This window comes from Selenomonas sp., assembly GCF_057272215.1.
On the sequence record NZ_DBHIUY010000008.1, the window covers coordinates 19,259 to 41,645 of the forward strand.

The window sequence follows — 22,387 nt, forward strand, 5'->3', positions numbered from 1 at the left end:
CTATCTCCTACTGTACGCCGCGGAAGTAGTGACCGCGCGTCGTATCCTTGCCCTCCTGCTCCTTCAGATAGTCCTCCTGCTCTTTGAGCAGTTTACCCGAAAAACGGCTCCATTCCTTGTAAAGACGCACGCGCCTGCCAAACTCCGCCGTATCCATAAAACGTCCGTCGATGCGCAGAAACGAGATGCCGCGCGGCGCGAACTCCATCGCATGAAGCAGCATCGTCAGCCGCTTGCTGTTGAGGACGTGCATGTGACATGACTGATCGAATACGAGCGGAAATTGCATGTCCTTCCTATCCATGAGGGCGTAGCGCTTCTTCCCCTTGCAGCATGGCATCGAACAAGCGCCCGAAGCTGCGCTGCCGAGAAAACTGCCCAGCGCGCAATATTCGGATACCATCAGCTCAAGATTTCCCTCGACGATACACTCGACGGGAAAAGGTGCGCATGACGCGAGCGACGCCGCCTGCTCCAACGTAAGTTCGGGCGAAAGTACGGCGCGGCTCGCCCCGAGATCTGCAAGCTCCGCAAGAGCTAAATGATTGACAACGGGAAGCGATGCGTCGGCATGGAATTTCAGCCCCGCCTCGCGCACGAGGCGGATCATACCGATATTGTGGACGCTGACGGCATCGGGCGCAAGGCGCACAAAGCCATCGACAAGCCTTCGCTGCGCTGTCATGTCGCGGCACACGACAAGGCGCGGCGTATTGAACACGACGCGCCGCTTCATGTCGTGTGCGAGCCGCGCCGCTTCCTCGTAGTCGCGCAGAGGAATCTGACGATGATGGTACGAATCACCGCCGAAGAGGATTTCATCGGCTCCGGCACGCAGAGCCTCATGTACGCCGGCAAGCGTATCCGTCACTGCCACGACGTGCGCCTCAACCTTGCCCTTCACCTGCGCGAGCGGTCTTTCATAACGAAAGACGGGCAGAGCCGGACGCGGACAGCGCACCGTGCGCTTCTCCTGCAGCAAAGCGAATGCCTTGCGCCGCGCTTCGTTGATTTCGCTGAGGGGAACCATCACGCCCGGCACAATATCCAACGCGACTTCATCCAGCGAAAAGATCGTCGTGCCGATGCGGCGCAGCTGCTTTTCCACGGCTGCGGCATCCAGCGGACGCTTCTTTGCCGGCTCGGCAAGAAACTCCGTCGCCGCCTCCGCCGTAAAGCCGTCCGCGTCACGCAAAGAGATGACAAGCGGCGCGCCGAGACGCACGCCCACATGCGCCGCCACAGAGACGCGCCGCACGGGAGCGCCTGCGCGAAAAAAACCGCGCGCCTTTTCCATCAGCTGCGCGTCAAACACCTTGAATACGCGATCATGCGGCTTTACAGCTGCATCCAGAGACAATGTGATCTCCTCACCCGCTTTTGCCGCAAGGGAGACGCGCCCCTTTTTGTCGCGCAGATCCGTGACCGTCGCCGCTCTTCTGCCGCCGACCTTGACCCAAAAATCCAACTGATCGCCTTCTGCTAAATCCCCCGAGAGTTTCAGCGTCACGCGTCCCGCCGCTCTGTCGTTGGAAAGAACGCGGCCGACGAGCAAACCGCGGTTGTTCGGACGCGAATCGCTCATCATCGCACGCCCCGGCCGCTCTTTGAGGTAGGCAGTCGTGAAATCGCGGTTGAAGATCTGTGCCAACGCCTTTTCATCGTCAGCGATGCTCGGCAGAGCCTTGCCCGCCTCTATGGCGTCGATGGCGCGGCGATAGGCATCAACAACGACTGCGACGTACTCAGGCCGCTTCATGCGCCCTTCGATCTTCAGCGATGCGATGCCGCTTGTTAAAAGCTCCGGCAAAAGCTCAATGGTTTTCAGATCCTTGGGCGACAGCAGGAATTGCCCCGCTGCCTTGCCCAGCACATCCGCTCCCGTTTCGTCGACGAGCGTATACGGCAGGCGGCACGGCTGCGCACAGCGGCCGCGATTGCCGCTCCTGCCGCCGATCATGCTGCTCATCAGACATTGTCCCGAGTAGCAGACGCAAAGCGCCCCATGCACGAAAGTTTCGATTTCCACGTCGCTGTGCGCCGTGATATAGCGTATATCCTCAAGCGAAAGCTCACGCGAAAGCACGACGCGCTCGAAGCCCATTTCCTGCAGTTCGAGCACACCTTCAAGGTTGTGTACGGTCATCTGTGTGCTCGCGTGCAGCGGCAGATCAGGAGCCGCCTGCCGCGCGAGGCGATAAGCGCCGAGATCCTGCACGAGCGCCGCATCCGCCCCCGCTTCGTAAAGAAAGCGAAGGTAGTGCGAGAGCGCCGCCAGCTCATCGTCACGCACGATGGTATTGACCGTCACATGCACGCGCACATTGCGGCTGTGCGCGAAACCGATCGCTTCTCGCAGCCCGTCCTCATCGAAGTTGTCTGCATAAGCGCGTGCGCCGAACATATTGCCTGCCAGATAAACAGCGTCAGCGCCGCTCTCCACAGCGGCGGTGAGCGCCTCCCTGCTTCCTGCCGGCGCCAGTAATTCAACCACTTTTTTCCTCCGAAAAGCCCCAGTGCATCTATGCAAATCCGGGCGACTTCATCTTATCAATACTTCTGTAATCTCTCATCCAGATTCTCAGCGTTCACCAAGTCCCTGGCAGACTTTTCCGCCGATTCTTCTTCCCGGCATTGCGCTGCACCATCGGCGGCGATCAGCTCGATCTGCACATCGTCCTCTTTCGCCACCTCTTCCAACGCAGGCAAAGCCGGCAAATCACTGAGTTCGTTGAGTCCGAAACACTTGAGAAATACATCCGTCGTGCCATAGAGAATCGGTCGTCCGATCACAGGCTTTCTGCCGACTTCTTCGACGAGTTCCATCTCCAAGAGCTTCTGCATGGCTCGTTCAACGCGCACACCGCGGATATGCTCGATCTCCTGCTTCGTGATCGGCTGCTTGAAAGCGATGATGGCGAGCGTTTCCAACGTCGGCGTCGAGAGCTTTCTATCCTGCACTTCTGTGAGTTTCTGCACATAGGCATGGCACGCGGGACGCGTAACAAGCTGAAAGCCGCCGGCTACGCGATGCAGCATGAGCCCGCTCCCGCGCTCTTCCAATGTTTTTTCGTAGAGCGCAAGAAGCTCGGCAAAACTCTCCTCATCGATCTCCAAGATCTCTCGAAGCTGCGCCGCCGTCACCGGCTCGCCGCGTACAAAAAGCAGCGCTTCCAACGGAGCCTGCATTTCTTCCATAAACATCAGGGATCACTCGTCCTTAGACAAACAAGAATATCGCCAAAAAGATCGCCTTGACGAATCACAACGGAGTGGAGCTTGATAAGCTCCAGCAGCGCGAGAAAGGACACGATAAGCTCCGCGCGTGTACCCGATGGAAACGCAGCGGCAAACGGGATCTGTCCGCCGCCGTGGTCAAGGAGCACGAGAATATCCTCCATTTTTCCCTGGATACTGTAAGCGTCGGGTGCGACGAGAGCCTTCGGTATCGTGATCTCCTCTCGCACTTCCATAGCGATGCGAAAAGCGTCGATTAAGAGCGCGACAGACATATTATCAGGAGGCAGACGACGCGCCGGAAGCGGCGTAGGGGTTCGGGCGAATACCCGTTGCCGCAGCGCGGCGAGACCGTCAAGCTCCACACTGACGCGGCGAAAGCAACGATACTCCAAGATGCGCTCCACCAGCTCACGTCTCGGGTCGTCCTCTTCTTCCGCCTCCTTTTCTTTCGGCGGCTTCGGCAGCATCATGCGCGACTTGATCTGCAGAAGCGTCGCCGCCATGACGATGAACTCGCTCGCTACCTCGATATCGAACTCCTGCATCTGCCCGAGGTATTCCATATACTGCTCGGTCAAGACCGCCATCGGGATGTCGTAAATATCGATCTTGTTCTTCTCAATGAGGTGCATGAGAAGATCCATCGGCCCTTCAAAGGCTTGGAGCTTTACCGTGTACTTGTCCATGCCGGTTAAAAAAAGAGCGCCATAAAGTGAACCATGAGCCAGCGAATCTTCAAAGACGCCATCGCCAGAAGTTTTCCAAAGGGACCGATGACGAAGAGGGCGATGAGGATGATGAACGTATAGCGCTCCAACCGCATGATCTCATACGCCCAGCGTCCCGGCAGCAACGTCATGAGGACGCGCGAACCATCGAGCGGCGGCAACGGAAGAATGTTGAACAAGGCAAAATTGATATTGATGATAACAAGATAATCCATGACCGTGAAAAAACCATCCGTGGTCGGCAATCCGAGTCTCGCGTAAAGAAGCATGAATACGATGGTCAAAAATGCCACGACGAGGTTGGAAGCCGGTCCTGCCAGAGCCACGAGGATTTCGCCCTTGCGCATGTCGCGGAAGTTTCGCGGATTGACCATTACGGGCTTCGCCCAGCCGAAATGCACGATAAACAGCATCAAAAGTCCGATGGGATCGATATGCGCCTTGGGATTGAGCGTAAGACGTCCCATGAGGCGCGGCGTCATGTCGCCCATAGCGACGGCGACGCGCGCATGGGAATACTCGTGCACAACCATCGCGATCAGAATGCCCGGGATGCCCGCGATAAACCACATCAAATCAGAACCAAACATACACTGCCCCCTGTCAATCTTTCGCTTCTCTGAGTGCCGTCAAAAGAATCGCCGTCACAGATTTTGCGTCGAAGATCTCGCCTTTTTTCACGCGCTGCACCGCCTCTTCGAGCGGCATCTTGACGACGTGAATGAACTCGTCGTCGTCCGTATGCTGCTCACCCGCCTGCAGATCACGCGCGGCGTAGATATGAATATACTCATCCGAAAAGCCGACGGTCGTGCCGATTGTCGTGAGCTTTTCATAGCTTTTTGCCGTGTAGCCCGTCTCCTCTGACAATTCGCGCATGGCGCAAGCGAGCGGATCCTCCGTCGAAGCATCGAGTTTGCCGGCGGGAATCTCCAGCGTGACGCGCCCGACCGGATAGCGGTACTGGCGCACGAGAAGCACCGTGCCGTCTGAAAAGATGGGCAAAACGGCGGCGGCGCCGGGGTGCTTGACCCATTCGCGCACGGCTTCTTTGCCGTTCGGCAGCACCACGGTATCTCGCTTGACATGAAGCAGCACACCATCGTAGATGCTCTCGCTTTTGCTCTTTTTTTCCAATAAATCTTCGTACATGGCTTCCCCTTTATCTGCGGCTGATTTTTGCACGCTTAATTCTAGCATTATCCACCATTTCCCGCGCGTTGTCAAGCGCAGCCGCCGTGATGTCGCTGCCCGACGCCATGCGTGCGATCTCGTTGATGCGCTCGCCCTCTGTGAGGAGATGCACCTCGGTCAAGGTGCGCTCTCCCTGTGTTTCCTTATGAATGTAGAGGTGCGCATCCGCCATACAGGCGATTTGCGGCAAATGTGTGATACAGAGGACTTGGCGATGCAGCGCAACCATAGCGATGCGTTCGGCGACCATACGCGCCGTCTTGCCGCCGATGCCTGTGTCGATCTCGTCGAACACCATGCTTGGCGGTGAATCGTCGTTTGCCGCCGATACCGCCTTGACGGCGAGCGCCACGCGCGAAAGTTCGCCGCCCGAAGCGACATCCTGCAGCGGCTGTTCCTTCTCGCCTGCGTTTGCTGAAAAGAGCATGACGATGTCATCCGCCCCCGTTGCGCCGTAGTCGGCGGCACGAAGTGCGATGGAAAAGCGCGCCTTCGCCATGCCAAGTTCCCTGACCTGTTCACCGATGCGCGAAGAAAGCTCCTTCGCCGCTGCCGCACGCAGTTTTGTGAGTTTCTTCGCCTCGTCTTTCAGAGCGGTTTCCGACTGCCTGAGCGCAACTTTCAAGTCCTCGACGTCGGCATCATAGTTCTCAATGCGCTGCAGTTCGTCCTTGACCTTCGCCAGATGCGCGAGTACGTCTGTCGCCGTCGCACCGTATTTGCGGCACAATTTGTCGATGACGCTCATGCGGTTTTCGAGCGCATCGAGCCTGTGCTGGTCGAACTCCATATCCGAGCCATAATCGCGAATCTCATACGATGCTTCCTGTAAGTCACAGTAAGCGTTCTCCACCATCTTACAGGCATTGTCCAACTCGCTGCCGAAGCGCGAGAGCGATTCCAAATTCTTCTTGACCTTGCTCAGAGCCGCGAGAACATTCAGCGCTTTACCGCCCAGTTCACCGTTCAAGAGTGTATACGACTCTTCGACGAAGCCGGATATCTTCTCGGCATTTGAGAGCTTACGAATCTCTGCCTCAATGCGTTCATCTTCGCCATCTTTGAGCGCCGCTTCCTCAATCTCCTTTTCCTGCCAATGCAAAAGGTCAAGGCGCTCCGTCGTACTCTTTGCCTCCTCTTCCTTGGCTTTGAGGCGCTTCTTGCAGTCGTTCCACGCGGCAAAGCTCTTTTGATAGACGCCGCGCTGCTTTTCGATCTGTGCATCTGCACTGTCAAGCAGCACGAGTTGATTTTCCGGACGCAAGAGAGCGAGGTTGTCGTGCTGTCCGTGAATATCGACGAGATGTGCGCCCAGCTCCTTCAGCAGCGTGAGTGTCACGCGGCAGCCGTTCAAAAGCACGGAATTTTTCCCCTTGTGCGAGACTTGGCGTGTGATAATCAGCTCATCGTCCTCAACAGGGATCGCCTGCTCTTCTAAGAGCGCCTTCAAAGCCGCCTGCCCCTCAAGATCAAACACCGCCTCGACGCGCAGCCATTCACAGCCGCTTCGTATAGCAGCCGCCGCCAGACGGCTGCCAAGGACTGCGCCCAGGGCGTCTATGAGGATCGACTTACCCGCGCCTGTTTCGCCCGTCAAGATGTTCAGACCTGCGCCAAATTCGATTTTTACATGCTCCAACAAAGCAAAATTCCAAACCATCAATGTCCTTAACATGATTTCCCTCTCACTCAGCGAAGAAATTCTCCATGCGCCGCACGATCTCAGGCGCAGCTTCCTTTGGCTTGACGACGACGATGATGCTGTCATCGCCCGCCACCGTACCGACGACCTCCTGCCACGGCATGTGATCCAAGATGGCGGCGACCGCATTCGCTGTGCCGGGCAGCGTCTTGACGACGACGATGTTCTCACTGTAATCCAGCGAAACAACAGAATCGTAAAAGAGACGCGCCATGCGCTCCTTCGATAAAAGCGCCCCCTTCTCTTTGGGAAATGCGTAGCGGTAGCGACCGTTTCCTGCGGGAACTTTGACGAGCATCAAAGTCTTGATGTCGCGCGACACGGTCGCCTGCGTCACGTCGATGTGGCGTGCGCGCAGCGCCGCCGCCAAGTCCTCCTGTGTTTCCACCGGCGAGTTTTCGATGATCTCGCGAATGACTGCATGACGCTTGAGCTTCATGCCCGTTCCTCCTATTCTCTCAGCAGCACAACACCTTCCTCGACATACATTTCAAGGATGCCCCCAGAGCTTTTCCTTCATCGTGCGATAATAGTCTTTGTCGCCAAACTTCACGATACGCGCGGGATTTTTCGCTTTCTGTACGATCACTTCATCCTCATCGGCGATCTGATGCGACTTCTGTCCATCAAAGGTGATGAAAATGTCGGGATGCCCCGCCTCGATGCGCATACGAATCGTATCATCCTCCGATATCACCATCGAGCGAATATCGAAGGTATGCGGGCAGATAGGCGTCAGAACGAGCGCCTTGACGAGCGGGTTCACGATGGGACCGCCTGCGGAAAGCGAATATGCCGTCGATCCCGTCGCCGTCGAAACGATCAAGCCGTCTGCCTTATAGTTCGCGATGCAAGTATCATTGATGGAAAGCCCGAAACGCAGCATACGCGCCATGCCGCCTTTCGTCACGACGATGTCGTTGACGGCGCTGCCCTTGTAACTCTTCCTGCCGCGATGAACGACGTAACCCGAAAGCATCAAGCGCTCTTCGATGCGATACTCCTTGTCAAGGATCTTCTGCAGCTTCGTCTCAATCTCATCAAGCTCGATGTCGATGAGAAAGCCGACGGTACCGAAGTTGATGCCGCAGACAGGAACGCATTGATCATAGACGCGGCGGCAGACATTCAAGAGCGTGCCGTCGCCGCCGATGCTCAACGCCATGTCAATGGAGCGCTGACTGATATTTCGAGCGCCGAACTCCTCGTGCCCCAAGAGCGCCGCTTCTTTTGACGGAAGCAAGACGCAGACATCTTTCTTGTCCGCAAAGAACGCGAGGACGCGTTCAAGAATCGCCCGGATATTCGCCTTTGTCACATTGGGAAAAACCGCTATCGTAAACATTTGATCCCTGCCTGCTTGTCCAATTCCTGATGTGCCTGCCGCACGACAGCAATGATCTCTTCTTCCAAAACATCGCATAAAGAAGACGTTCCTTCGCCCGCGCATACGAGGTGCATAAGGTACTCGATATTGCCCTCCGGTCCCTTGACGGGAGAATAGGATAGGGCTTTGACGCAAAATCCCGCTTCCTGCGCGGCAAAAAAGACATCGCGAATAACAGCCTCATGTACGCTCGGTGCACGCACGACTCCTTTTTTGCCGACGTTCTCGCGTCCCGCCTCGAACTGCGGCTTGATGAGCGCCGCGACCTCACCGTGCGGTTTGAGTAACGCACGCACAGCAGGAAGAACCTTCGCGAGTGAGATGAAAGCGACGTCGATGGACGCGAAGTCAACGAGTTCGCCGAGCATCGCAGGAGTTACATGACGGATGTTCGTGCGTTCCATGTTCCTCACACGCGCGTCCGTGCGCAGCTTCCATGCAAGCTGCCCGTAACCGACGTCGATGGCATAGACCTTCGCCGCGCCATTTTGCAGGGCGCAGTCAGTGAAGCCGCCCGTCGAAGCGCCGATGTCCGCCACCGTTTTGCCCGTGAGGTCGAGGAAAAAGACTTGCATAGCTTTCGCAAGTTTCAAGCCTCCGCGGCTCACATAGGGCAGATCCTCGCCCAAAATACGAAACTCTGCATCTGCTTTTACCGCCATCCCTGCCTTTTCTACCTTCTTGCCGTCAACGAGCACGCGTCCTTCCATGATCATCGCGCGTGCACGCTCACGGCTTGCAGCAAGACCGCGCTCGACGAGCAAAATGTCAAGCCGCTCCTTCGCCACCGTGTTCCGCTCCCTTCCACACCTCTAGGATACGCTTTGCCATCTGCTCGGGCAAAAGCCCTGCGATTTCCAAAAGTTCCTGCGGCTTTCCCTGCTCGATGAAAACATCGCCGATGCCAAAGCGCACGACGGGCACAAAAATCCCTCGATCTGCCAGCGATTCGAGAACAGCGGAGCCGAAGCCGCCCGCAAGCACATTCTCCTCCATCGTCACGAGCAGTTTTTTCTCGTGCGCCATGTGACAAAGAAGCTCCATATCCAAAGGCTTTACGACACGCATATTAACGACGGCGGCAGCGATTCCTTCTCCTTTTAGAAGCTCCGCTGTCTTTTCTGCGGCTTCAACCATACTGCCGACCGCTAAGAGAGCGATCTCACCGCGCCCTTCTATGACCTCCGCACGCAGATCTTTGAGTGGCGTAAACGGCTCTTCAAGAGCTGCGCCAAGTCCTTCTCCGCGCGGATAACGCAGCGCGACGGGACCTTCCATCGAAAGAGCCGTCTTGAGCATACGTCCAAGCTCATTCTCATCTTTCGGAGCGAGTACGGTCATGTTCGGCAAATGACGCAAATAGGAATAGTCGAAGATGCCGTGATGCGTCGCACCGTCCTCGCCGACGAAACCCGCGCGGTCAAGCGCAAAGACGACATGCAGGTTCTGCAGACAGACGTCATGCACGATCTGATCGTAAGCACGCTGGGCAAACGTCGAATAGAGCGCGAGCACAGGCTTCCTGCCCGCCGCCGCAAGACCTGCGGCAAACGTCGCGGCATGCTGCTCGGCGATGCCCACGTCGAAAAAGCGCGAGGGATACTTCTCACTGAAAGCGCGCAGTCCCGTGCCGTCGGGCATCGCCGCCGTGATGGCGACGACATCTGCATCCTGTGCGGCGACTTCCAGCAGCGCCTTGCCGAATACGCTCGTATACGTCGGCTTTGCTCCCACCTTTTTGAACGCCGTTCCAGCGGCAACATCGAATTTGCCTATGCCGTGAAACTTGTCCGGCGCTTTTTCCGCCGGCATATAGCCCTTGCCTTTACACGTTTCAACGTGAATGAGCAGCGGTCCTTTGAGCTGCTTTGCCTGTTCAAATACATCGAGCAGGAGCGCGATGTTGTGCCCGTCCAAAGGACCGATGTAGTGAAACCCCATATCGGTGAAGAGACCGCCGGGCACGAGTGCCGAACGCACGCCGTCTTTGATATGCTCCGCCGTGCGATAGACGCGTTCACCGATATGAGGAATGCTCTTGAGAAAATTCTTGATGTCCTGCTTCGCACGGTGATAACCGGGCGCAACGCGAAAACGTGACAGGTACTCCGACATTGCGCCGACGTTCGGTGCGATCGACATGCCGTTGTCGTTCAAGACGACGATGAGATCGCGCCCCTGTGTCCCCGCATTGTTCAGTCCCTCAAACGCCTCGCCGCCCGTCAGAGCGCCGTCGCCGATGACCGCCGCAACACGGTAATGCTCTCCCGCGATGTCACGCGCCGCCGCCATGCCCAAGGCGGCGGAGATCGACGTACTCGAATGTCCCGTACCGAAAGCATCGAAGATACTTTCATCCATCTTCGGAAAACCCGTGATGCCGCCTCTTTGGCGCAGTCCGGCAAACGCCTCGCGCCTGCCTGTCAAAATCTTATGCGCATAGGCTTGATGTCCGACGTCCCATATAATTTTATCCTGCGGACAGTCGAACGCCCTGTGCAGGGCAAGCGTGAGTTCCACCGTGCCGAGGCTCGGCGCAAGATGCCCGCCCGTCTGAGAAACCGTGTCAATAATTTCACGGCGCAGTTCCCGCGCCAACTGAGAAAGCTCGTCGAGCGTACAATATTTCAGTTCACATGGCTCATTGATGTGTTCCAGTAGCTGTCCCATATCCATCCGCCCTCAATTTTCTCGTTTCAACAAAAACAGCGCCAAATCCCGCAGAAAAGCCGCGCGTTCACCAAAGACACGAAGCGCTGCCACAGCTTCATCCACTGCGTTTTGCGCCAACGTCTTCGCTTCATCCAAGGATGTCAGCGTCACATACGTCGCCTTTTCGTTGCGCACATCGCTGCCCACGGGCTTGCCAATCGTTTTCTCATCACCCGTGACATCCAAGATGTCATCCGTGATCTGGAAAGCAAGCCCGAATCTTTCGGCATAGATCGTCAGCGCGGCAAGTTCCGTCTCGCCCGCGCCCGCCAAAATCGCTCCCGAGCGGATGGCGGCGCGAAAGAGCGCCCCCGTCTTGCCCATGTGCATCTTCTGCAAAGCCGCCATGTCGAGGTGTTTGCCCTCGCCCTCAAGATCGAGCGCCTGTCCGCCAACCATGCCATAAGGCCCCGCCGCGCGGCTCATTTCGAAAACGACAGCAGCAATGGTTTCTGCCGATGCCGCCGGTTGGCGCAGCATGACCTCGAAAGCGAGCGTCAAAAGCGCATCGCCCGCAAGCACCGCCATGCCCTGACCGAAAACCTTGTGGTTCGTCAGCTTGCCGCGCCGATAGTCATCATCGTCCATCGCCGGCAAATCATCATGGATCAGCGAATATGTATGGATCATCTCGATGGCACAGCCCGTTGTAAGGAATTTCTCGCCATCCTTGCCGACGGCGTCTGCAGCCGCCATCAAAAGCACAGGGCGCAGACGTTTGCCGCCTGCCATAAGGCTGTACTCCATCGCACGCCCGAGCGTCTCGTCGTAAGCAGGCGCCTTTGCCAATTCGTGCGCCAGACCATTTTCCACCAAGTCGGCGCGTCGCTTCCATTCTTCCTTAAAATTCACCTGCATCACCTTCTATCTCCAAGCGAAATTCTTCAACAACGCCGTTTTTCTCCTTGAGTACGACGTCCATCGCTTTTTCTGCGCGATCAAGCGAAGTCATGCAGAACTTCGAAAGCTCCACGCCCTTCGCATAGCTGTCCATGAGCTGTTCCAGGCTCAAATCGCCGCCTTCCATCGCCTGTACAAGCTCTTCAAGCTCTATGAGCGCCTGCTCGAAGGACGGCGTCTTTTTCCTTGGCATCATAAACCTCCTTCTTGCACATGGCGCACGACGGCGTCAAAACCGCCGTCCGAAAGTCGCACCAAGACTTCATCTCCGACGGTGAGCTCCTTCATGCTGCGCACCATCCTGCCCGACTTTTCGACGATGCTGTAGCCGCGCCCTATGACGTGCAGCGGACTGAGCATTTCGAGCTTCTCCGCCGCGACGCGAAATGCGTGCCGCTTCTCCAAGAAGATGCGGCGCATCCCTTGGAAAAGCGCTTCCGACGCCGCATCAAGCCTTTGCCGACGCGCCGCCAGAAGCGCCTGCGGCTGCCGCTTCAGGAAAGCGGCGCTCAAACGCGCTGTACGCTCACGTTCATAGGCAAGACGGCTCTGCACCGCCTTGTGCAGCCGCGTCTCGTACTCAGCAATCCGGCGACTCTGCACTGCGGCCTCGGGCACGGCGATTTCCGCCGCCTGCGACGGCGTCGCTGCCCGCACATCACTCACATAGTCGGCAAGAGTCGTATCCGTCTCATGACCGACGGCAGAAATGACCGGAATCGCCGAATCATAAATCGCGCGTACAACCGGCTCTTCGTTGAACGCCCAGAGGTCTTCCATAGAGCCGCCGCCTCTGCCGACGATCAGAAGATCCACGGGATATTTCTCATTAAAAAAGCGGATCGCAGACGCGATCTCCGCCGCCGCCCCCTCCCCCTGCACAAGCGCCGGATAAAGAGCCAAGCGAATCTTCGGATCCCGCCGCTTGGACACGCGGTAAATATCGCGCAGCACAGCTCCTGAAAGCGACGTCACGACGCCGATCGTGCGCGGGAAGGACGGCAGCCCCTTCTTATGCGCGACATCAAAAAGCCCTTCAGCGCCAAGACGCGCCTTGAGCTGTTCAAAGGCGATGCTGAGTTCACCCGCCCCTGCCGGAAGCAGCCGTTCAGCATAGAGCTGGTAAGCGCCGTCGCGCTCGTAGACAGAAATCTCCCCCGCAGCGACGATCTTCATGCCATTTTCGGGCTGAAAGCGCAAGAGACGTGCGCGGCTCTTGAACATCACGCACTTTAGGGATGCCGTTTCATCCTTCAGTGTAAAATAACAATGTCCCGAAGCGTACATCTTATAGTTGGACAGCTCGCCCTCGACGGAGACATGGTGCAACATGTCCTCCGCTTGGAACATACGCTTAATGTACTGCGTCAGAGCAGATACGCTGTGAACCGCCAACTTGACGCCTCCTTCCAAAACCATATAAGGAAAGGGGCTGTCGCGCAATGGCAACAGCCCAAGGATTATCCTGCCAATCCGCCCAAGATCCCGTTGACGTAGCGGCCGGAATCATCTGTGCCAAATTTCTTTGCCAACTCGACCGCCTCGTTGATAACGATGCCGACATCGAGCTTTTCCGCGCCGTACTTCATCTCATAGACCGCCAGTCGCACGATGTTTCGATCAACGCCCGCCATGCGATCGAGCTTCCAATCGTGCGCAGATGCGGCAATCGCCTCGTCGATCGCCGCAAGATTTTCGCGCGTTCCGCGTACGAGAGCCGCCGCATAGCGGTAATCCCGCTTCCCTTCCAGCGGCATCTCCTCGACGGCGGCATCGAGCGCCCATGTCTGCCACGCCTCCTCAGAGGCAGCCTCCGGCGGCGAGTTAAGCTCCAGTTGGAATAATGTCTGAAGTGCGGCTTCACGCGCCTGTCTGCGACTCATAGAACAAAACCTTTCCTTTCCTGCCTGCTCAAATCACAACTCCCCTGCCCATCGGCAGATCTTTGCGTTCGCTGCCATCATTTGTAGCGGCGGTACCGATAAGGAAACAACTCCTTGAAAAAATCCTCCACGTCACGCAGACGTATGCCATGATCGATGCGGATGCCAATCAAAAGACCAAGGAAGCCGCAAAAGAGCACGAAAAGGGTCGGCAGGAAACCGAAGATAAGGATAGCCAGAGCAAGCATGACCCCGAAAAGTACGCCGAAGATTTTGCCGCGATGCGGCTCCAATCCGGGAGCATGTGCTTCAAAAAAAGCCTTGAAAGGGCAAACCCTTTCCTCATTCATATTTCCGCCCCCTGTCAAACGACGCGCTTCTTCTTCGTCAAAGGCGCATTGGAAATATCTTCAACAACGATCTCCAACGAAAAATCATCGACGCCGAGCGTATCCCGCATATAGCGGCGAATCTCCGTGCGAATGTCATCGGAAACAGCGGCGGCGTTCGCCTCCTTGCCGATGACGACAGCAAGACGAAGAATCAATGCACGCTCACCCTTCGCCGCCGCTTTTTCAGTAGAAACCCTCGTCTTGAGACTGCGCACCCCCGAAACGGTTCGCGCCGTCTCTTCCACAAGATTGTGGACGGCGCCAAGAGAGACGCTCACATCGCCTGCCTTGCCGTGAAGTACGAGGAACTCGCCGCCGCTACGCTCTGTCGAGCCGCAGGAAAAACTGCAGCCGATCAGATGGATGCTCAGAAGAAAAACGAGACCGCCGCCCGCAACGAGAGACCATTGCTGCTGCCCCATCAAATAGCGATATTCATTGAGCAGCATAGGCTCCGGCACGATCTGCAAAGCAAGCGCCGCAACCCCCAGCGAAAGGCAGGCGACGGCGAGCGCGTAAAGGAGCAAAAGAAGGCGATTGATAAACCCCATAAACTATCTCCTCTTCCTCAGTGGACGCGGATTTCCTCTTCCTCTGTCTCCTCGTCGAAGCCCACACCCTGCACATGGACGTTGACCTCGACGACGGTCAGACCCGTCATGTTCTCGATCGCCTTCTTGACATTCTCCTGCACGGCAATGGCGACATCGGGAACGCGCACGCCATACTTCACGATCATATAGAGATCGACAGCCGTTTCCTTTTCGCCGACCTCGACCTTCACGCCCTTCGTGAAGCTCTTTTTGCCAAGCATTTCAGCGATACCGCCGGCGATGCCGCCGCTCATGCCCGCCACGCCGTCGATCTCCGTCGCGGCAAGTCCGGCGATGATGCTCACAACCTCATCGGCGATGCGAATCGAACCGATAGCTCCCTTCTTGCTCATGATGGTTTCCTCTGCCACGGAAAATACCTCCTTCAAAACACATGAAACGCCGCCCTGCAAACAGCAGGCGCACACGATAGATCAGGCGCGTTCAATATAGTTGCCCGTGCGCGTATCGATGCGCAGAACATCTCCTTCGTTGACAAAGAGCGGCACACGCACGACGTATCCCGTCTCGACCGTCGCCATCTTCGTCGCACCCGTCGCCGTATTGCCCTTGACGCTCGGCTCACACTCCGTGACCTTGAGGTTGACGGATGTCGGTAACGTGATGCCGATGATGCGATCCTTGAACGTCTGCAAATTGACTTCCATATTCTCCTGCAGGTAGTTCAGCGCATCACCGAGCTGCTCCTTGCTGAGTTCGGTCTGCTCGTAATTTTCCGTATCCATGAACGTATACATGCCGTCAGCTTCATAGAGGTACTGCATTTTGCGCGTATCAAGGCGCGCGGCGGGCATCTTCTCGTTCGGGTTGAACGTGCGTTCGACGACGGCGCCCGTCTCAACATTCTTGATCTTCGTGCGCACGAACGCCGCACCCTTTCCCGGCTTCACATGCTGAAACTCGACGACCTGCCAAACGCCGCCGTCGATCTCGATCGTAAGACCCGTACGAAAATCTGTGCTTGAAATCATTTGTAGCCCTCCATTATTTATCCTAAAGTTCAATCAGGTGTTTTGCCGCCTTTGTCAGAGGCACACCGCCCTGCTTCTCCAAAAGTACCGTATCTTCGATGCGCAGTCCGCCCCAATCCGGCAGATAGACGCCCGGCTCGACCGTGATGACCATGCCTTCTTCCAAGCGTTCTGCCTTGCTCTTCGGCGAAAGACGCGGCTCCTCATGAATCTCCAGCCCAACACTGTGACCAAGCCCATGACCGAAGTATTCGGCATAGCCGTCTTTCATCAGGCAGTCGCGCACCGCCCTGTCAACCTCCTTGCCCGAAGCGCCGACCCGAAGGCGCTGCACGCCTAGTTTCTGCGCCTGCAGCACCGCGTGATAAAGCTCCTTCTGTTTTTCAGACGCCTCTCCCAAGACAACCGTGCGCGTGATGTCGGAATGATACCCTTGATAAACAGCACCATAGTCCATTGTAACAAATTCACCCGCAACAAGCAACTTTTCTGACGCAGTTCCATGCGGCAGACTGCCGCGCACACCCGAAGCAACAATCGTTGTAAAAGCGGGACGCTCTGAACCGCGCTCGCGCATGAAAGCTTCCAGACGGGCTGCGACGCTGTGCTCCGAGATGCCCGGACGCAAAAAATTCAGCACGTCGTCAAACGCAAGATCGCTAATCTCCGCAGCCTTTTTCAAACAGGCGATCTCCTCAGCGTCCTTGATCTCACGCAGCGGTTCAAGAACGAGACTGATAAAATTTTCCTCATGAAAAGCAGGCAAGAACTTGCGAATCGCTTGAAATGTATCAAAGGAGACATCTTTGCCCTCGAAGCCGAGAATGCGGCATCCAAGCTCCTGTGCGGCGGCTGCCGCCTGCTTCCAAAGCCCGTCTTTCTGCTCGACGACCTCGAAGGATGTTTCTGCCGCCGCCTGCTCAAGATAGCGGGAATCCGTAAGCAAAAACTCGCGTTCCGCCGTGATGAAGAGCAGCGAATCATCGCCCGTAAAGCCGCTGAAATAGCGCAGATTGACGGTCTTGCTCACGATCATCGCCTCGACGCCCTTCTCCTTCATGAGATCGCGCAGGCGCTCGATGCGCTTTGCCGTATTCATCGCTCCGCCCCCTTTTTCAAGATCATCAGAGCGATTTCAAGCGCTCCCAAGTAACTTTCCGCGCCAAAACCCGCGACCTGCCCCATGACGACGGGCGCGATCACCGATGTATGGCGAAACTCCTCGCGCTTATGGATGTTCGATAGATGGATCTCCATGACGGGTACGGAGACGGCGGCGATCGCATCGCGCAAAGCGATGCTGTAGTGCGTGAAAGCCGCGGCGTTCAATAGGATGAAATCCGCGCTCCCCTCAGCATTCTGCACGGCATCAACGAGCGCCCCCTCATGGTTCGACTGGAAAAACGCAATGCCTGCGCCCGCTTCCGCTGCACGCTTTCGCAGCCTTTCGTTGATGTCCGCCAGCGTCATCGCGCCGTAGATCTCCGGTTCCCGCTTTCCGAGAAGATTGAGGTTCGGCCCATTCAGAACTAAAATTTTCGGCAAGATCGTTCATCCTCCATTTCTTAACCGTCTCAACGGCGAATCGCAAAATTACGCTCGCTCTCCACCGTTTCCCGCGCCGCCGTTTCCAGTCCGCTGACGCGAATGAAGCCGTTGCCCTGCCAGATCTTATTCCAAAGTTTTTCAATCGCCGCTGCCGTCCCCTGCACCTCCATTGTGACAGAGCCGTCATCCATATTGCACACCCAGCCGCAAAGCCCCAGCTCCATCGCATTTTGCTGCACGAAGAAGCGAAAGCCAACGCCCTGCACACGTCCTTCGGCTCTGGCAAAAAAGCGCACGATTTCCTTTTCCATCACATCTCACCCTTCCTCTCTATGACGGCGCACGATGGCATATTCCTCAACGGGTTCTTTCATGCGCATACGCACAATCTGCTGCGCGTGCGCCGCGACCGATAAAGGCGCACCCATCTCGTCGGTCATCTCCTCCAAGCGCTGACAAAACGTCTCTCGTGTCGGCTGAAATATCTCAATCTCCTGCCCGACCTTCATATTGTTGCGCTGCTCAACCGTCGCCATCTGCGTCCTTTCATCATAGTCGCGCACAAGCCCGATGAAATCTGTCGACTGCTCGTACGAAGCGCTCGCATAAATCTGATCGTCTGCGTCCGGTACATGGCTGAAAAAACCGCTCGTGTAGATACGATGCGACACCTTCTGCAGCTCATCAAGCCAAGATGCACGCAGATCAAACGGCTGCGCCTCATCACATGCCGCATCTATCGCTTCGCGGTAGACCTTCGTGACGCTCGCCGCATAATGGACGCTCTTCATGCGCCCTTCGATCTTCAAGCTGTCCAGCCCCATCGCGCAAAGATCGGGCAAAAACGGCAACAGACAAAGATCCTTGGAATTCATGATATATGTACCGCGCTCGTCCTCCTCAATCGGAAAGAACTCACCCGGACGCCTCTCCTCGACGAGTCCATAGCGCCAGCGACATGCCTGCGCACACGCACCGCGGTTCGCATCACGCCCCGTGAAGTAACTGCTCAAAAGACAGCGTCCCGAATACGATATGCACATCGCACCGTGTACGAACATCTCCAACTCGACCGTCGAACGCGCGCGAATCTCAGCGATCTCAGCGCGCGAAAGCTCCCGCGCGAGCACGACGCGCTCCGCACCGAGCTTCTGCCATGCGTTGACCGTCGCCCAATTCGTATTGTTCGCCTGCGTGCTGATATGCAGCGGCAGCGCGGGCGCAAGCTCGCGCGCAAGGGAAAAGACGCCGAGGTCGGAAACGAGCAGCCCGTCAACGCGAATATCAGCGAGAAAGGAAAGATACGCAGGCAGCTTCTCCAAATCCGCATTGTGCGGAAAAATATTGAGCGTCACATAAACTTTCTTGCCGCGTGCATGAGCAAACTGCACGCCATCCGCCATCTCATTTTCGCTGAAGTTGCCGCCGAAAGCGCGCAGTCCGAAGCTCTTGCCGCCGAGGTAGACAGCATCCGCGCCATAGATGAGCGCCATTTTGAGCTTTTCCAAATTCCCCGCCGGAGCGAGAAGCTCCGGTTTCTTTCTGCATCCGCCTGTACTCTGCGGCGCCGAAGTAAAATCTTTCACCAAACTCATCTAGCGCACCTTCTGCACAATGGCATCATGTTCTGCGTATGTATGAGAATAATAATTATGCCCCTCACGATCTGCGACAAAATAGAGATAGTCCGTCTTTGCCGGCCAGAGTACCGCTTCAATCGACGCTATGCCGGGATTGGCGACGGGACCGGGCGGCAGCCCCCGATGCTGATAAGTATTGTACGGCGAATCCAGCTCCGTATCCTTATACGTCACATCCTCCTTCGGCGCATCGAGCAAATATTGCAGCGTCGCATCCGACTGCAGCGGCATACCGATGGCAAGACGCTTCAAAAACACCTGTGCGATAAGTGCGCGGTCTTCCTCGTAACGCGCTTCTTTTTCAACGAGCGAGGCAAGGATGATAAGCTCATAGATGCTCAGATTTTCCTCCTCCGCACGCTCGCGCATCTTACGCGTGAGACGCTGGTCAAAATCACGCGACATCATCGAGAGAATGCCGTCCGTTGTGACGTCGCCGTCGATCTCGTATGTATCAGGGAAGAGGAAACCCTCGGCATAGTAGCGCACTTTTTCGTTTTTTTCAATATAGTCGTAAGGGGCGTAGTGTTTCGCCGCCTGCAGGAAATCATCCTTCTTCACAATCCCCTTCGCGTCCAAACGCTTGGCGATATCCTCGACCGTGAAACCTTCGGGAATCGTAAAGCGCAGCTGTACCGTCTGCCCTTCAACCAAAGCCTGCAGCACATCGCGCGGCTCCATATTCGTATAGAAAGCATAAGTTCCGACCTTGAAAGAGCCGTCAGAACCGTTCATCTTCGCCGCCAGCCAGAATTTCAAACGGCTTCGTATGATGCCGCGCTTTTCCAACAGCGCCGCCACATCATCGGCAGTCATCCCCGAGCGAACCGTAAGGTAAACCGTCTCCTGCTCTTCTGAAACGGGCGCCGACGAAGAAAGCGCATAGGAAAAGACGCCGAGCAGCAAGAAAAAAAGCAGCGCGGGCGGCAAGACGTACTTTTTCATATACCCCGTCCAATCTTCGGGCGGAAAACGCCGCAGTTCATCGAAAGAAAGACTTTTCATCCATGAGAGGAAGATTTCCTGCACCCATACCACACCCACGAGAAGAAGCGCCAATCCTTGTCCAAGATACTTCTGCGCCTGATCAAGAATGCGCTCTCCTCCGGCATCTTTCTTGAGCGCAGCAGAAACAAAACCTTTGAAGCGCTCCAGCCAAGGCGCAAGAAAATCCGGCAGCCGCAAAAAAACATCCCCTTCCATTCAATGTCAGTACTTCCCAAATCTCATTATACGCAAAGACTGCAAAAATTACAACAGGCATAGAAAAAGCCGACGCCCAAAAGCGTCGGCACTTTTCTTCTCTGTCAGTCTTCCTCTTCCTCGTCCATGATTTCGTCATACGCACGCTGCACGGCATCGAACTCTTCATCCGTCGGCTCAACGTACTCTTCCTCACCGTTCTCACCCATGACGATCTTCGCGATGAGGACGTCTTCATCGTGCTCGTCGCAGCCGCAGTCGCAGCCACAGCTATGCGTATGTTCCTCTTCCTCATCGTGAATGCCGATGAGCAGTGCAAACTTATCATTACCCACAGGAATAATCATCTCCTCACGATAATAATAGCTGTTCCCCGCTTCATCCGTCATCTCAACGATAACATCTTCGTCCTCTTCCAAAATCTCTTTTTCTTTGTCCGACATATCTCTTCTCCTCATTTCTCTTCCGGGACTGCGCCGACACGCATCCCTATATTGTCCAAATAGCCTTGTAAGATAAAGACCGCCGCCATCTTGTCGATAACTTTGCGTCTCTTGGCGCGGCTTACATCAGCTGCGATCAGCGAGCGCTCCGCCGCCACGGTCGAAAGGCGTTCGTCCCAAAAGACGACGCTGCTTCCTTTGCATTTTTTCTGCAATCTTTCTGCAAAATCACGCACGATATCACAGCGCTCGCCCTGTGTGCCGTTCATATTCTTCGGCAAACCGATGATGAAAGCGTCCGTTTCATAAAGCTTCATAAGCTCCTTGATACGAGAAAAATCCTTATCCCACGATTTGCGCCGTATCGTTTCAACCCCTTGCGCCGTGAGCCCGAGTGCATCGCTTACGGCTACCCCGATCGTCTTGTCTCCGACATCAAGTGCGAGAAATCGCCTCATCACGCTTTCTTCTCCCGATGCGCCTCAACATAGAAGTGCACAAGCTCTTCCAAAAGTTCATCGCGCTCCAGCTTTCGCACCTTGCTGCGCGCTTCCTTATAGCTCGTCACATAGGCAGGATCGCCGGAGAGAAGATACCCGACCAGCTGATTGATCGGATTATAGCCCTTTTCTTCCATCGCTTCACAAGCCTCGCGTATGATGACCTCAGCCTTGTTTTCCTCCGCACCGAAGCGGAACATCATCGTTTCATCGCTGACCATCTTTTGCTGTCCCTCCCATCGGAAATACTCCCACGGCGCAGTCTCAGCCAATCATCTCATGGCTAATCATATACTCGGCGATCTGCAGCGCGTTGAGCGCCGCGCCCTTGCGGATCTGGTCGCCGCAGACCCAGAGATTCAGACCGTGATCCACAGACTCGTCGCGACGAATGCGGCCGACTTCAACATCGTCCTTGCCCGAAGTGAAGAGCGGCATCGGATATTCCTGCTCTGCCGGATTATCGTTGAGCGCTGCGCCGGGGAAGGCGGCGATCGCGGCTCTCGCCGCCTCGACGCTGACCTCTCGGGCAAATTCGACATTGACCGACTCCGCATGGCTGCGGTAAACAGGCACGCGAATCGTCGTCGCCGTCACGCGCAAATCAGGCTCTGCAAGGATCTTGCGCGTTTCGTCGATCATCTTCATCTCCTCTTTCGTATAGAGGTTTTCCTTGAAAATATCGATCTGTGGAATCAAATTGAAAGCGATCTGATAGTGCTTCTTGAGCGATGCCCCCGGCAAAATCTCCGCCTTGACAGGCTTCTTCGCAACGATCGCCTCGACCTGCTCTTCAAGCTCTGCCATCGCTTCCTTACCGCCGCCCGAAACAGCTTGATAGGTCGAGACAACGACACGTTTGATGGGCGCGAGGTCAAGAAGCGGCTTCAGCGCCATGACCATGATGATCGTCGAGCAGTTCGGGTTCGCGATGATGCCTTTATGCTCTTTGATCGCTTCGGGGTTGACTTCCGGTACGACGAGCGGCACCTCGGGATCCATGCGGAACGTACTCGAATTGTCGATGACGACCGCGCCCGCTTTCACCGCCGCAGGCGCAAACGTCTTGCTCGCGCCGCCGCCCGCAAAGAGCGCGATGTCAACGCCTTCGAAGGAATCCTCGCGCGTCTCCTCAACCGTGTATTCCTTTCCCATGAAAGCGATCTTCTTGCCTGCCGAGCGCGAGGACGCAAGCAGACGAAGCTCCGCAAAGGGAAACCTGCGCTCTTCGATGAGGTTCAAAAACTCTTGCCCTACAGCGCCCGTCGCGCCCATGATCGCCACATTATATTTCTTCATGCTGCCAACTCCTGTCATGTTCCTGCCGCCC

27 protein-coding genes are annotated in these 22,387 nt (G+C 56.2%); all 27 read right to left on the reverse strand.

Annotated elements, in window-relative coordinates; genetic code table 11:
• Positions 1–7: 7 nt before the first annotated feature.
• The 27 genes from ACO5Z0_RS08160 to ACO5Z0_RS08290 all read right to left on the reverse strand — a co-directional run bounded on the left by ACO5Z0_RS08160 (position 8) and on the right by ACO5Z0_RS08290 (position 22,356).
• Complete coding sequence (locus tag ACO5Z0_RS08160; RefSeq protein WP_485649890.1) at positions 8–2,494, reverse strand: U32 family peptidase; 2,487 nt, start codon at positions 2,492–2,494, stop codon at positions 8–10.
• Positions 2,495–2,550: 56 nt separating this feature from the next.
• Positions 2,551–3,204, reverse strand: a complete 654-nt coding sequence (gene scpB, locus ACO5Z0_RS08165; RefSeq protein ID WP_485649891.1) for an SMC-Scp complex subunit ScpB — start codon at positions 3,202–3,204, stop codon at positions 2,551–2,553.
• Positions 3,204–3,926 (reverse strand): segregation and condensation protein A, encoded by a 723-nt coding sequence (locus tag ACO5Z0_RS08170; protein ID WP_485649892.1) that lies wholly within the window; start codon positions 3,924–3,926, stop codon positions 3,204–3,206. The genes scpB and ACO5Z0_RS08170 overlap by 1 nt, the downstream gene beginning before the upstream one ends.
• 5 nt (positions 3,927–3,931) lie before the next feature.
• Entirely contained in the window at positions 3,932–4,558 is a 627-nt protein-coding gene (locus tag ACO5Z0_RS08175; protein WP_442672295.1) for a site-2 protease family protein, read from the reverse strand.
• Between the two features lie 13 nt (positions 4,559–4,571).
• Positions 4,572–5,120: an NUDIX domain-containing protein gene (locus ACO5Z0_RS08180; RefSeq protein WP_485649893.1), complete on the reverse strand. Its 549-nt coding sequence runs from the start codon at positions 5,118–5,120 to the stop codon at positions 4,572–4,574.
• A gap of 10 nt (positions 5,121–5,130) precedes the next feature.
• Positions 5,131–6,837: a DNA repair protein RecN gene (gene recN / locus ACO5Z0_RS08185; RefSeq protein ID WP_485649894.1), complete on the reverse strand. Its 1,707-nt coding sequence runs from the start codon at positions 6,835–6,837 to the stop codon at positions 5,131–5,133.
• A gap of 10 nt (positions 6,838–6,847) precedes the next feature.
• Positions 6,848–7,303, reverse strand: a complete 456-nt coding sequence (gene argR, locus ACO5Z0_RS08190) for an arginine repressor (RefSeq protein WP_442675855.1) — start codon at positions 7,301–7,303, stop codon at positions 6,848–6,850.
• 51 nt (positions 7,304–7,354) lie between these two features.
• The gene (locus tag ACO5Z0_RS08195) at positions 7,355–8,209 is read right to left on the reverse strand and encodes an NAD(+)/NADH kinase (RefSeq protein WP_485649895.1); all 855 of its coding nucleotides are present in this window, start codon (positions 8,207–8,209) and stop codon (positions 7,355–7,357) included.
• Positions 8,197–9,039 (reverse strand): TlyA family RNA methyltransferase, encoded by an 843-nt coding sequence (locus ACO5Z0_RS08200; protein WP_485649896.1) that lies wholly within the window; start codon positions 9,037–9,039, stop codon positions 8,197–8,199. The genes ACO5Z0_RS08195 and ACO5Z0_RS08200 overlap by 13 nt, the downstream gene beginning before the upstream one ends.
• Positions 9,020–10,921, reverse strand: a complete 1,902-nt coding sequence (gene dxs, locus ACO5Z0_RS08205) for a 1-deoxy-D-xylulose-5-phosphate synthase (protein WP_485649897.1) — start codon at positions 10,919–10,921, stop codon at positions 9,020–9,022. Before dxs ends, ACO5Z0_RS08200 begins: the two co-directional genes overlap by 20 nt.
• 12 nt (positions 10,922–10,933) lie before the next feature.
• Positions 10,934–11,821 (reverse strand): polyprenyl synthetase family protein, encoded by an 888-nt coding sequence (locus tag ACO5Z0_RS08210; protein ID WP_485649898.1) that lies wholly within the window; start codon positions 11,819–11,821, stop codon positions 10,934–10,936.
• The gene (gene xseB / locus ACO5Z0_RS08215; RefSeq protein WP_485649899.1) at positions 11,805–12,056 is read right to left on the reverse strand and encodes an exodeoxyribonuclease VII small subunit; all 252 of its coding nucleotides are present in this window, start codon (positions 12,054–12,056) and stop codon (positions 11,805–11,807) included. Before xseB ends, ACO5Z0_RS08210 begins: the two co-directional genes overlap by 17 nt.
• Complete coding sequence (gene xseA, locus ACO5Z0_RS08220) at positions 12,056–13,258, reverse strand: exodeoxyribonuclease VII large subunit (protein WP_485649900.1); 1,203 nt, start codon at positions 13,256–13,258, stop codon at positions 12,056–12,058. The genes xseB and xseA overlap by 1 nt, the downstream gene beginning before the upstream one ends.
• 65 nt (positions 13,259–13,323) lie before the next feature.
• Positions 13,324–13,746, reverse strand: coding sequence for a transcription antitermination factor NusB (nusB, locus tag ACO5Z0_RS08225; RefSeq protein WP_442675848.1), 423 nt, complete (start codon positions 13,744–13,746; stop codon positions 13,324–13,326).
• A 77-nt stretch (positions 13,747–13,823) separates the two neighbouring features.
• The gene (locus ACO5Z0_RS08230) at positions 13,824–14,096 is read right to left on the reverse strand and encodes a DUF2273 domain-containing protein (protein ID WP_485649901.1); all 273 of its coding nucleotides are present in this window, start codon (positions 14,094–14,096) and stop codon (positions 13,824–13,826) included.
• A gap of 14 nt (positions 14,097–14,110) precedes the next feature.
• Complete coding sequence (gene amaP / locus ACO5Z0_RS08235; RefSeq protein ID WP_485649902.1) at positions 14,111–14,689, reverse strand: alkaline shock response membrane anchor protein AmaP; 579 nt, start codon at positions 14,687–14,689, stop codon at positions 14,111–14,113.
• Between the two features lie 17 nt (positions 14,690–14,706).
• Positions 14,707–15,084: an Asp23/Gls24 family envelope stress response protein gene (locus ACO5Z0_RS08240; RefSeq protein WP_442672327.1), complete on the reverse strand. Its 378-nt coding sequence runs from the start codon at positions 15,082–15,084 to the stop codon at positions 14,707–14,709.
• A gap of 81 nt (positions 15,085–15,165) precedes the next feature.
• Positions 15,166–15,723, reverse strand: coding sequence for an elongation factor P (gene efp, locus ACO5Z0_RS08245; RefSeq protein ID WP_442672308.1), 558 nt, complete (start codon positions 15,721–15,723; stop codon positions 15,166–15,168).
• Positions 15,724–15,745: 22 nt separating this feature from the next.
• Positions 15,746–16,822, reverse strand: coding sequence for a M24 family metallopeptidase (locus tag ACO5Z0_RS08250; RefSeq protein WP_485649903.1), 1,077 nt, complete (start codon positions 16,820–16,822; stop codon positions 15,746–15,748).
• Positions 16,819–17,268, reverse strand: coding sequence for a type II 3-dehydroquinate dehydratase (aroQ, locus tag ACO5Z0_RS08255; protein WP_442672310.1), 450 nt, complete (start codon positions 17,266–17,268; stop codon positions 16,819–16,821). The genes ACO5Z0_RS08250 and aroQ overlap by 4 nt, the downstream gene beginning before the upstream one ends.
• A gap of 29 nt (positions 17,269–17,297) precedes the next feature.
• Positions 17,298–17,582: an acylphosphatase gene (locus ACO5Z0_RS08260; RefSeq protein ID WP_442672328.1), complete on the reverse strand. Its 285-nt coding sequence runs from the start codon at positions 17,580–17,582 to the stop codon at positions 17,298–17,300.
• Between the two features lie 6 nt (positions 17,583–17,588).
• Complete coding sequence (locus ACO5Z0_RS08265) at positions 17,589–18,866, reverse strand: peptidase U32 family protein (RefSeq protein WP_485649904.1); 1,278 nt, start codon at positions 18,864–18,866, stop codon at positions 17,589–17,591.
• Entirely contained in the window at positions 18,867–20,114 is a 1,248-nt protein-coding gene (gene mltG, locus ACO5Z0_RS08270; RefSeq protein ID WP_485649905.1) for an endolytic transglycosylase MltG, read from the reverse strand. It abuts the gene before it with no gap.
• A 104-nt stretch (positions 20,115–20,218) separates the two neighbouring features.
• Entirely contained in the window at positions 20,219–20,557 is a 339-nt protein-coding gene (locus tag ACO5Z0_RS08275; protein ID WP_485649906.1) for a DUF1292 domain-containing protein, read from the reverse strand.
• Between the two features lie 11 nt (positions 20,558–20,568).
• The gene (ruvX, locus tag ACO5Z0_RS08280) at positions 20,569–21,015 is read right to left on the reverse strand and encodes a Holliday junction resolvase RuvX (protein WP_485649974.1); all 447 of its coding nucleotides are present in this window, start codon (positions 21,013–21,015) and stop codon (positions 20,569–20,571) included.
• Entirely contained in the window at positions 21,015–21,278 is a 264-nt protein-coding gene (locus tag ACO5Z0_RS08285) for an IreB family regulatory phosphoprotein (RefSeq protein ID WP_485649907.1), read from the reverse strand. Before ACO5Z0_RS08285 ends, ruvX begins: the two co-directional genes overlap by 1 nt.
• Before the next feature lie 43 nt (positions 21,279–21,321).
• Positions 21,322–22,356 (reverse strand): aspartate-semialdehyde dehydrogenase, encoded by a 1,035-nt coding sequence (locus tag ACO5Z0_RS08290; RefSeq protein WP_442675842.1) that lies wholly within the window; start codon positions 22,354–22,356, stop codon positions 21,322–21,324.
• Between the last annotated feature and the right edge of the window lie 31 nt (positions 22,357–22,387).